This is a genomic window from Paenisporosarcina sp. P5_A11, assembly GCF_056400705.1.
Map to the genome: position 1 here is coordinate 1 of NZ_JBFUKT010000115.1, position 10,480 is coordinate 10,480.

Consider the following 10,480-nt stretch of genomic DNA (forward strand, 5'->3'; position numbering starts at 1 on the left):
GACTCAATACGTTGTATTACTGAATCTTTTTCCCGCTTAACTATTGAATCTTTAAATTTCCCTTGTTCAAGATTCGGGCGGAATAACACAGTTTGTAATAAATTCAGAACCTGGTCGAGTACGCCATCTGTAGATAAATATTGATCATTTACTGTCTCAGCGAGTAATGTAATATAATGATTACTACCTTTTTTACTTGAATCTAAATACAAGATAGTGCCATAAAGTTCATCTAAATAACTTCGGAATGCAGGATTAGACGGGAACTGCTCATTGCTGTGTACTAAAACATTTGCAAGTACCGATCGTTCAGAAGCAGATTGGTTTGTTAATTCATGTTTGAATTTGAATGAGAAGTTTACAGTTTTAAATTGATCTGTTGGTCGAATATGTAGATGGATACCTGGTTGTAATTCGATGGATTGAAACATTGAAATTCCTCCTATAGCTATAATATGCCATACCATTACATTCACTATACATGGTGCTGGTAAATGATTGCAAATTGCCTGCAAAAAAGGACTAAGCAAAATGCTTAGTCCTTTACTATTATTCTTATCGATTCCCTTTTATATATGGAGTTCCTAAAGCTTTTGGTGCATTTGCTTTTCCTATGAAACCAGCCAAAGCAAGAATCGTTAATACATAAGGTAAAATTAACAAGAAAACACTTGGAATTTCACTAATATACGGCAATGATCCACCGACAATACTTAATGCTTGTGCAAAACCAAAGAATACGGCTGCACCCATAGCACCAAGAGGATGCCATTTACCAAAAATCATTGCTGCTAAAGCCATGAATCCTTGCCCATTAATCGTTGAATGACCAAAGTCTAACGAAATTGACTGAGAATAAATCGCCCCACCAATTCCTGCTAAACCACCTGAAATCATTACGGCAATATAGCGCATACGTGTTACATTTATCCCCATCGTATCTGCTGCCATTGGATGTTCACCAACTGCACGTAAGCGAAGACCGAATGGAGTGTAATACAATACAACCCAAGCTAGAATAGCAATCCCAATTGCTAAAACAGAAGTCCAATAGACGTTCTGGAAAAACATCGGGCCTAAAATTGGAATATCTTTTAAGAACGGAATATCGTCACGCAAGAATCGCTCTTGAACAAAATCAGTTTGACCTTTATCGTAAATCATTTTAACTAAGAATAAACAAAGCGCTACTGCTAATAAGTTAATAGCAACACCAGATACAACTTGATCAGCACGAAACGACACGGATGCCACTGCATGTAGTAACGAGAATAGTGCTGCAACAACCATAGCTGCTAATAGAGCAATCCATTCTGTACTTTCTCCAAAAACATTAACAAATGTTAAATTGAATAAAATCCCGATGAAGGCTCCCATTACCATGAGTCCTTCTAAACCGATGTTTACTACTCCCGACCGCTCAGAAAACACACCACCAATGGCTGTTACTATAAGAGGTGCTGCATACGCAATTGCTGCTGGAATAAGGAAATATAGTATCTCTAAGAAACTCATGTTACTTCGCCTCCTTTTTCTTGCTGAAGCGCTCTAGCAATAAACGAATAACATAACCAGATGCTACAAAGAAAATAATAATTGCTATAATAATAGACACTATTTCCTCTGGAATACCTGCTTCGTTCGGCATATTTGTTGCTCCATATTTTAGTGAGCCAAATAAGGTTGCTCCAAATATTACTCCTAGTGGTGTATTTGCACCAAGAAGGGCTACAGCAATACCGTCGAATCCGATTCCTGTAAATCCACCTTTAACAGAAGCATATCCAAACGTACCAAGCGCTTCCATTGCGCCAGCTAGACCAGCAAATGCCCCAGATATAACCATCGCTAAAATAATATTTTTATTTACATTCATCCCCGCGTATTCTGAAGCATGTTGGTTTAACCCTACTGCTTTCAATTCAAATCCACGAGTTGTTTTTTCTAAAATCAACCACATTACTAGTACCATAGCAAGTGCAATTAAAATTCCATAGTGTAAACGAGAAAAATCTGTCATATTTTCTAAAAACTCAGAGCGAAGAGATGCGGTTGGATTAATTCCACCTGTATTGTCTCCACCATCAGAAACTGCTCTTATTAAAGCATTAGATGTGTGAAGCGCAATGTAGTTCATCATGATTGTTACAATTACTTCGTGTACTTTGAATTTGGCTTTTAATAGTCCAGGAATGAAGCCCCATAATGCACCTGCTAATGCAGCTGCAATTATTGCAAGTGGCAAGTGAATCATTTTTGGCAACTCATCAAATGTAATCCCAACGTATGCTGCCGCAAACCAACCTACGATTAATTGACCTTCTACACCGATATTAAAGAGCCCAGTGCGAAAAGCAAAAGCAACCGCTAGCCCAGCTAGTATGTAAGGTGTAATTTGACGAATTGTTTCACCAATAGTATAGGCATCACCAAAGATACCGTTCCACAATGCGATATACCCTTCAACAGGATCATATCCACTGACCATCATAACAACTGCTCCAACCAGTAACCCTAAAATCACGGAGACACCTGGTACTAAAATGTTAACTAAACGATTAGACATGAGTACTGCCCTCCTCTTTCACTTGAGTCGACTGCGTGCCATTTTTTGTTTGGCCCGCCATTAACAAACCAAGTTCTTGTTCATTCGTCTGAAGAGGATCTAGCGTATCGACGATTTGACCGTCGTATATTACCGCAATGCGGTCAGATACGTTCATTACTTCGTCTAATTCAAAAGAAATTAATAGTACGGCTTTACCTTTATCACGTTGCTCAATCAGGCGTTGGTGAATAAATTCAATTGCTCCTACGTCTAATCCACGTGTTGGAAGAGCCGCAATTAATAAATCTGGATCTCTATCGATTTCACGCCCAATAATCGCTTTTTGCTGGTTACCACCTGATAGTGCTCTTGCAGGTTCATGATCTCCTTGTGTTCGAACATCATATTTCCGAATAATTTCATTGGCTTTTTTGGAAATCGCTGAATAGTCCATGAAGCCATTCTTCGAATTAGGACTAGAGTAATAGGTTTGCAAAGCAATATTGTGTCCTACTGGGAAATCAAGTACTAGTCCATGCTTATGACGATCTTGAGGTATATGACCAACGCCTGATTCAGTAACCTTACGTGGTCGTTGACCTGTAATCTCTTGACCATTCATGAAAACTTGTCCACTTTTCACTTTACGTAAACCAGTGATTGCTTCTATTAATTCTGATTGGCCATTGCCATCTATTCCAGCAATCCCTACGATTTCACCTTTGCGAACTTGTAAGTTAAGACTTTTTACTTTTTCAACGCCACGGTAATCACATACAACTAAATCTTTAATTTCTAATACATCAGTTGTTGGATTTGCGACACCTTTAACAGTTTTAAACTCCACTTGACGCCCTACCATGAGAGATGCAAGGTCATTCGGATTAGTCTCACATGTAATAACAGTGCCAATCCCTTTACCTTTACGAATGACAGTTACTCGGTCAGAAACATCCATAATTTCTTTTAATTTATGAGTAATCAAAATGATGGATTTTCCTTCTTCAATTAAACGACGCATGATTTGAATTAATTCAGTAATTTCTTGAGGTGTTAAGGAAGCAGTAGGCTCATCAAATATTAAAATTTCAGCGCCTCGATATAATGTTTTCAATATTTCTACGCGTTGTTGCATACCAACGGAAATGTCTTCAATTTTTGCGTAAGGATCAACATTCAGATTATAAAGCTCTGAAAGCTCTTGAACTTTCTTAGCAGCTGCTTTAACTGAAATCATACCGCCTTTTGTTGGCTCACTACCTAAAATAATATTTTCCGTAACGGAAAAATCTTCAACTAACATAAAATGTTGGTGAACCATCCCTATGCCGAGATTATTCGCTACATTAGGATCTGTAATCTTTACTTCTTGTCCTCGAACACGGATTTCTCCGCCTTCTGGTTGGTAAAGTCCAAAGAGTACGTTCATTAATGTTGATTTTCCTGCACCATTCTCACCAAGAAGGGCATGAATTTCACCTTTTTTTAGTTGAAGGGTAATGTTGTCATTAGCTACAAAATTTCCGAACTCTTTTCGGATATTGAGCATTTCAATAACATGTTCCAATATATTTCACTCCCTTAGGTTTTTAAATGAAAAAAAATTAATACAGGAAAGGTTTCAATCATAAAACCTTTCATCTATTAATTTGAAAGGGCAAGAAAAACATCATAGAGACCAGGTATCCAGTCTCTATGATGACTTATTTAAGTTATTTACTCTACAGTTTCAGGAACAACAACATCGCCATCAGCGATTTTCTTAGCATATTCGTCAATTTGAGCTAAAACATCTTCAGGAATCGCTCCACGAGAATCCGCTAATGCAACGCCATCTTCAGCTAAACCGTAAACAGATGTTTCTCCACCTGGGAATTTGTCTTCCATAGCCAATTTAGTAAGGTCTTGTACAGCAATGTCAACACGTTTTAACATTGAAGTTAAAGTAACATTTGTATCACCAACTGCGCCTTCTTCATATTGGTCAGAGTCAACACCGATTACCCAAACATAAGAATCCGGATTTTTAGTTTTTAATTCTTTTGCTTCTGCAAATACACCATTACCAGTACCACCAGCAGCATGGAAAATAATATCTACGCCAGAAGAATACATACGGTTTGCAGTTGTTTTACCAAGTTCTGCTTTGTCAAATGCTCCAGCATACTGAACATCAACTTTAATACTAGGATCTACAGCTTTAACGCCTTCTAGGAAACCAGCTTCAAAACGTTCGATAACATCACTTTCCATGCCGCCAACGAAACCAATTTTTTTAGATTTTGTCATTAAAGCTGCGGCAACACCAGCAAGATAAGAGCCTTCTTGCTCTTTGAATAATACTGAGGCTACATTTGGTTGATCTACAACTGAATCAATAATCGCAAATTTATTATCTTGTTTTTGTTTAGAAATTTCTTCAACAGACTCTTGCATTTTGTACCCAACACCAAAAACTAAATCAAAATCTCGACGAACTAATTTGTTTAAGTTCGTGTTATAGTCAGCATCAGATTTTGATTGTAAGTAGTCAATTCCACCGTCGCCTTTTTCAAGACCGTTGTCAGCCCCAAATTCTTTAATACCTTCCCAAGCTGATTGGTTGAATGATTTGTCATCTACTCCACCAACATCAGTAACCATTGCTACAGAAAAATCATTTTTTTCTTCGCCACCATTACCTTTTTTAGTTTCTTCTTTGTCAGCACCACATGCACCTAGAATTGTGCTAGCAGCTAATACCATCGATAAAGCTAAACCAAATTTACGCTTTGTCAATTTGAGACCCCCCAAAAAATGTTTTTTCATATTAGCAGGAAGTTTGATGTTTTACACCCTTTTACGGACTACATGGAAACTGAATTTGTCAGCTCTAAAATAGTTTTTTGAATATAATACTACTTGATCTTTGTCATTATAATGTAATTGCTTCAGAACTAGTAACGCCGTTTCAGGTTCACACTCTAAAATCGGAGATGCCACTTCGTGGTAGCCTGTTGGGTCGATAAAAGTAACAGCATAAGTTACCCGGATTTCCCCGGACTCTTCAATTGCTGTGAAAATCGAACCTTCTTGCCTACTTAAAAAATCAGAAGGCAAATACTTTGCGGGAACTTTGTCCACACAATAGACAACTGGTTCACCATTTGCTGTCCTTACACGTTCAATTGTAATGACTGATTCGTCTATTTCGCAATGAAAGCGTTTTATATCATCTTCAGACGAAAGCGCTTCCATAGAACTCAAATAAATAGTACCTGGTTCCATGCCAGCTTTCCGTATCATAGAGGAGATACTTGTTAAATGTTCGATACCAGAAGTGAAAACTGGTTTCGAATTAACAAATGTACCTACACCATGACGTCTTACGATAACATTTTCTTCTTCCAACAGCCTAAGTGCTTCACGAAGTGTTGCACGACTGATTCCAAGTGATTTGGCCAGTTCAAATTCTGAAGGCAATTTTTCCTTCTCTTTGAATACACCTTTTGCAATATCGTCTTTAAGACGATCGATCACTTGAAGATACAAATGACGATGATCTGTTTTTATTGTCATACTAAATCACCACCAACAGAAGAGATCAGACATCTGATGTAAAACTTTCCTACTAATCAGACATACTATACCACTTTTATTTGTTTAAATAAATAGATTTATGGGTAATTAGTCAAAGATTCGTAAAAATTTTAATTTTTTTTGCAATCTTTTTGTCATAATAATCCATATCAATTTCCATCATCTTGTTTTCCTTGAAGTACTTGTCTTGGTTTACTTCCTTCATAACCACCGACAACTCCACGCATTTCCATTTGATCGATTATTCGTGCCGCTCGAGAGTATCCAATACGAAATCTTCTTTGCAAAAGTGAGACTGAAGCCGTTTGCATATCTGTGACAAGTTGTACAGCTTCATCATATAAATCATCTGTTTCCTCATCTCTAGATACTTCTTCAATTTCTGTTGGAATCATTTCTTCTTGGTACTGAGCTTTTTGTTGAGCAATTGCAAAATCAACTACTTTTTCGACTTCTTGGTCAGATAAGAATGCTCCTTGTACGCGAACTGGCTTCGAAGCCCCAGCTGCTAAAAACAGCATATCTCCTCGCCCTAACAATTTTTCCGCTCCTCCCATATCAAGTATAGTCCTGGAGTCAATTGAAGACGATACCGCAAATGCAATCCTCGAAGGAATATTGGCTTTGATTACTCCTGTAATGACATCAACACTTGGTCTTTGTGTAGCAATAATTAAATGGATACCTGCCGCACGAGCCATCTGAGCTAATCGAGTAATTGAATCTTCCACATCATTAGAAGCAACCATCATTAAATCTGCTAACTCATCCACGATAACAACGATATATGGAAGTTTTGGATGTTTCTCATCGTTCTCCTCATTCCATTTTCTTATGTGTTCATTGTAGCCTTCAATGTTTCGCATTCCAGTATGAGAAAACAAGTCATATCGACGTTCCATTTCTGATACTACTTTTTTGAGTGCTTGGGAAGCTTTTCTTGGATCTGTAACAACCGGCGCTAACAAATGTGGAATACCGTTGTATACATTTAATTCAACCATTTTCGGGTCAATCATCATCATTTTGACTTCGTGTGGTTTCGCTCGCATAATAATACTGACGATTATGCCATTAATACAAACACTTTTACCACTACCCGTTGAACCGGCAACAAGTAAATGTGGCATTTTATTTAACTCTGCTAGCACGGCTTGCCCCGTAATATCACGGCCCAGTCCGATCATTAATTTAGAATCAGGTTTATTGTTTTCTTTGGCATCTAAAACTTCACGTAAACTCACTATCGCAACCTCTTGATTTGGTACTTCAATTCCAATGGCAGATTTTCCTGGTATCGGTGCCTCAATTCGAATATCACGAGCTGCTAGCGCTAAAGCTAAGTCATCGCTCAGACTAACAATTTTGCTGACTTTCACTCCAGTGTCTGGCAATACTTCGTACTTTGTTACGGCAGGACCTAAATGGACTTGTGTAACACGTGCTTTGACACCAAAGCTTTGGAATGTTTTTTCTAATTTTTTTGCATTTGCTTGAATTAATGAATATTCACCACTTTGATCACTATGTGGTGGTGCATTTAATATTGATGCAGATGGTAATTGATAATCTTTATTTTCTAAAACCGCTTCCGATACTGCATCAAACACTTTTTCACTTAATTCTTCAGTTTCTACTAGTTCGGGTTCTGGCTCAGGTTTAGTTTCCACTCTTTTTTCAACACGTTCTGTGAAAGCGGATATAATTGGTGAAACATGTTCAACTTCTGGTTCTTGCATAGTCGTTGCTACTTCCATATCCTGTGCATGCGAAGGGATACTTGCTGTTTTTTTACGCTTTTCACTTCTTGTCTGTACTTTTGGTTTTGCTGTCTCTTTATTCTTTTTCTTAAATGCTCTCTGGGCCATCCATTTATTCTTCCATTGTGGTATTTGACTAGCCAAGTATGGAACTAGTGCTTTACCCGAGAGTAAGATTAATCCAATCATTAATAATAACCAAGCCGCGATTGTTGCTCCTCCTGCATCAAATAAAACATGAAATGATGCGAATAAAAAGGCACCCATCATCCCGCCACCTAAGGAGCTATCTCGGTTTACAATGCCATTGCCATCAATAAGTATTCTCCAAGTTTCTCGAAGAACCGAATCGCTAACGAGTCCTCCGCCTTGAAACAATTGCTCAAATAGAACTAAATGACTGAAAAGAGTCATACTGGCTAAAATACTTAAACATCCAGTAATAATTCGGTTATTGTAACTAGGTACTGCGCGTTTTATCATCATAATAAGTGCAATAACTATACATAATAAAGCAACTGCTAAATGCCAATTTCCGAAGAAAAATCGGGCGACAGACGACAAACCGAATCCAACTGAACCTAATTCAAAAAAAGTAATGATACCGAGACCAATTAATAAAAGGCCAGAAATTTCAAACATAAGTGTATGTGTTTTTTCGGGTGGTTTTTTTCTCGTATTAGTCACTTTTTTCTTTTTACTTGTCATACTTGTCACCTTCTTTCATTATCAAAGAAAAAGGATTTCCTGCCGGTACAAATGGCGTGGAAATCCTTCCGCTTTTATCACCTTAATATTCCATAATAATCGGGATGATCATTGGACGTCTTTTCGTTTTTTGGTATAAATACGAATTCAAAGTGTCGCGAATTTCTTGTTTAATATTTGTCCATTCAAATGTTTCTTTAGCTACATATTTTTCAACTATTTTCTTAGCGAGTTCAGTTGATTCTTCCATAAGTTGTTCCGACTCTCGAACATACACAAATCCGCGAGATAAGATTTCCGGGCCAGAAGCAATTTTCTTTTGTGCACGATTCAATGTGATCGTCACAATGAAAATGCCATCTTGTGAAAGCAGTTTACGATCGCGCAATACGATGTTCCCTACATCACCAACGCCAATGCCGTCTATTAAGACATTTCCAGCTTGTACGCGTCCACTCATGCGCATTTTTCCACCCTTATACTCAACGATGTCACCTTTATCGGCAATAAAGATTTGTGCTTTGGATAAACCAGTTGCTTGAGCAAGTTTCGAGTGAGCCATAAGCATGCGGAATTCTCCTTGAATTGGGATAAAGAATTTCGGTTTCATTAAGTTCAACATCATTTTCAAATCTTCTTGACTACCATGACCAGAAACATGCACCTTTTTACTAGCTGTTAATACTTTTGCTCCTACTTTTGCTAATTGATTCATCGTCTTGAACATCGCAACTTCCATACCTGGAGAAGGTGTGAATGTAAATAACACAGTATCTGTATCTTTAATCTTCACATCTTTATGGTGTTTTCTTACCATTTTTTCAAGAGCTTCTATAGGCTCCCCTTGAGTACCAGACACAATGATTACTACTTCATGGTCTTCATATTTCCCAATATCTTTAATTGAAATTAACGTTTCTTCGTCAACTTGTAAATAGTCTAACCGCTTACCTACTTCAAATACGGTTTCAAGCGTTTTACCAACAACAGCAACTTTACGTCGTGCTTCAATTGCAGTGTCAAATACTTGTTGGATACGAATGAAGTTTGAAGAATATAACGATACAAGAATACGACCTTTAGCTCCGTGGAAGGTTTCAGATAAATGTTCTTCAACGACAGATTCAGATGTAGTATAACCTGGACGTTCTGCTTCTGTTGAATCTGACATCAAGATAAATACGCCTTCTTCACCAAGACCAGCCATTTTAGCTATGTCTGGACGATAGCTTCCTTTTGCTGCTTGATCGAATTTAAATTCACCCGTGTGCACAATTGCACCTTCCGAAGTATGGAATACAATTCCTAAAGAATCCGGAATACTATGCGTTGTGTGGAAGAATGTAACGTGTGTTGATTTGAAATTCATGCGGCTTTTATTTGTTACTTCAAAGAATTTCACAGGTTGTGCAGCTGGTAATTCTTTTAAATGCTCTTTAGCTAAGGCAATTGTTAAACGGGAGCCATATACTGGAGCTTGAATTTTGTTTAGCAAATACGAAATAGATCCAATTGCATCTTCGTGACCATGTGTTAAAAAGATTCCTTTTATTCGAGCTTTGTTTTCTTCTAAGTACGTCACATCTGGAATTACTATATCAATTCCAAGCATTTCATTTTCAGGGAACATAAGTCCGCTATCTACTATAAAAATTTCTTCATCAATTTCTACTACATACATTGCTTTTCCGATTTCCCCAACTCCACCGAGGGGGATGATTCGAATGGTTTCGTTTATTGTTTTTGTCACTTGCTTTCCTCCTAAAAATTAACCCGAACATTATCCACTTCAATACATTATATCGAACAGCTGACAACAGTACAATATTAAAAGTCGAAAGAGATACTTTAAATCAATCCCACAAACTGCGGAACAGTCTACATT

Annotated in this window: 7 protein-coding genes and 1 pseudogene; all 8 read right to left on the reverse strand. The window is 37.6% G+C overall.

Going from position 1 to position 10,480, the window contains the following annotated elements:
• A pseudogene (locus tag AC1DOS_RS13985) lies at positions 1–431 on the reverse strand (EF-P 5-aminopentanol modification-associated protein YfmF); the annotation flags it as partial.
• 124 nt (positions 432–555) lie between these two features.
• Positions 556–1,515, reverse strand: coding sequence for an ABC transporter permease (locus tag AC1DOS_RS13990; protein WP_108584689.1), 960 nt, complete (start codon positions 1,513–1,515; stop codon positions 556–558).
• A gap of 1 nt (position 1,516) precedes the next feature.
• The gene (locus tag AC1DOS_RS13995) at positions 1,517–2,566 is read right to left on the reverse strand and encodes an ABC transporter permease (RefSeq protein ID WP_108584687.1); all 1,050 of its coding nucleotides are present in this window, start codon (positions 2,564–2,566) and stop codon (positions 1,517–1,519) included.
• Positions 2,559–4,115, reverse strand: coding sequence for an ABC transporter ATP-binding protein (locus tag AC1DOS_RS14000; protein ID WP_477537992.1), 1,557 nt, complete (start codon positions 4,113–4,115; stop codon positions 2,559–2,561). The genes AC1DOS_RS13995 and AC1DOS_RS14000 overlap by 8 nt, the downstream gene beginning before the upstream one ends.
• Before the next feature lie 149 nt (positions 4,116–4,264).
• Positions 4,265–5,326, reverse strand: a complete 1,062-nt coding sequence (locus AC1DOS_RS14005; RefSeq protein WP_108584684.1) for a BMP family lipoprotein — start codon at positions 5,324–5,326, stop codon at positions 4,265–4,267.
• A 51-nt stretch (positions 5,327–5,377) separates the two neighbouring features.
• Positions 5,378–6,106, reverse strand: coding sequence for a GntR family transcriptional regulator (locus tag AC1DOS_RS14010; protein ID WP_108584683.1), 729 nt, complete (start codon positions 6,104–6,106; stop codon positions 5,378–5,380).
• A 170-nt stretch (positions 6,107–6,276) separates the two neighbouring features.
• Positions 6,277–8,595 carry a DNA translocase FtsK gene (locus AC1DOS_RS14015; protein ID WP_477537993.1) on the reverse strand — a complete coding sequence of 773 codons (2,319 nt, stop codon included), beginning with the start codon at positions 8,593–8,595 and terminating at the stop codon, positions 6,277–6,279.
• Between the two features lie 82 nt (positions 8,596–8,677).
• Positions 8,678–10,345: a ribonuclease J gene (locus AC1DOS_RS14020; protein WP_477537994.1), complete on the reverse strand. Its 1,668-nt coding sequence runs from the start codon at positions 10,343–10,345 to the stop codon at positions 8,678–8,680.
• Between the last annotated feature and the right edge of the window lie 135 nt (positions 10,346–10,480).

Bases quoted from the DNA above. Each gene is read 5' to 3' on its own strand.
- AC1DOS_RS14010 (WP_108584683.1), bottom strand. From the start codon at position 6,106: ATGACAATAAAAACAGATCATCGTCATTTGTATCTTCAAGTGATCGAT.
- AC1DOS_RS14015 (WP_477537993.1), bottom strand. From the start codon at position 8,595: ATGACAAGTAAAAAGAAAAAAGTGACTAATACGAGAAAAAAACCACCC.
- AC1DOS_RS13990 (WP_108584689.1), bottom strand. From the start codon at position 1,515: ATGAGTTTCTTAGAGATACTATATTTCCTTATTCCAGCAGCAATTGCG.
- AC1DOS_RS13995 (WP_108584687.1), bottom strand. From the start codon at position 2,566: ATGTCTAATCGTTTAGTTAACATTTTAGTACCAGGTGTCTCCGTGATT.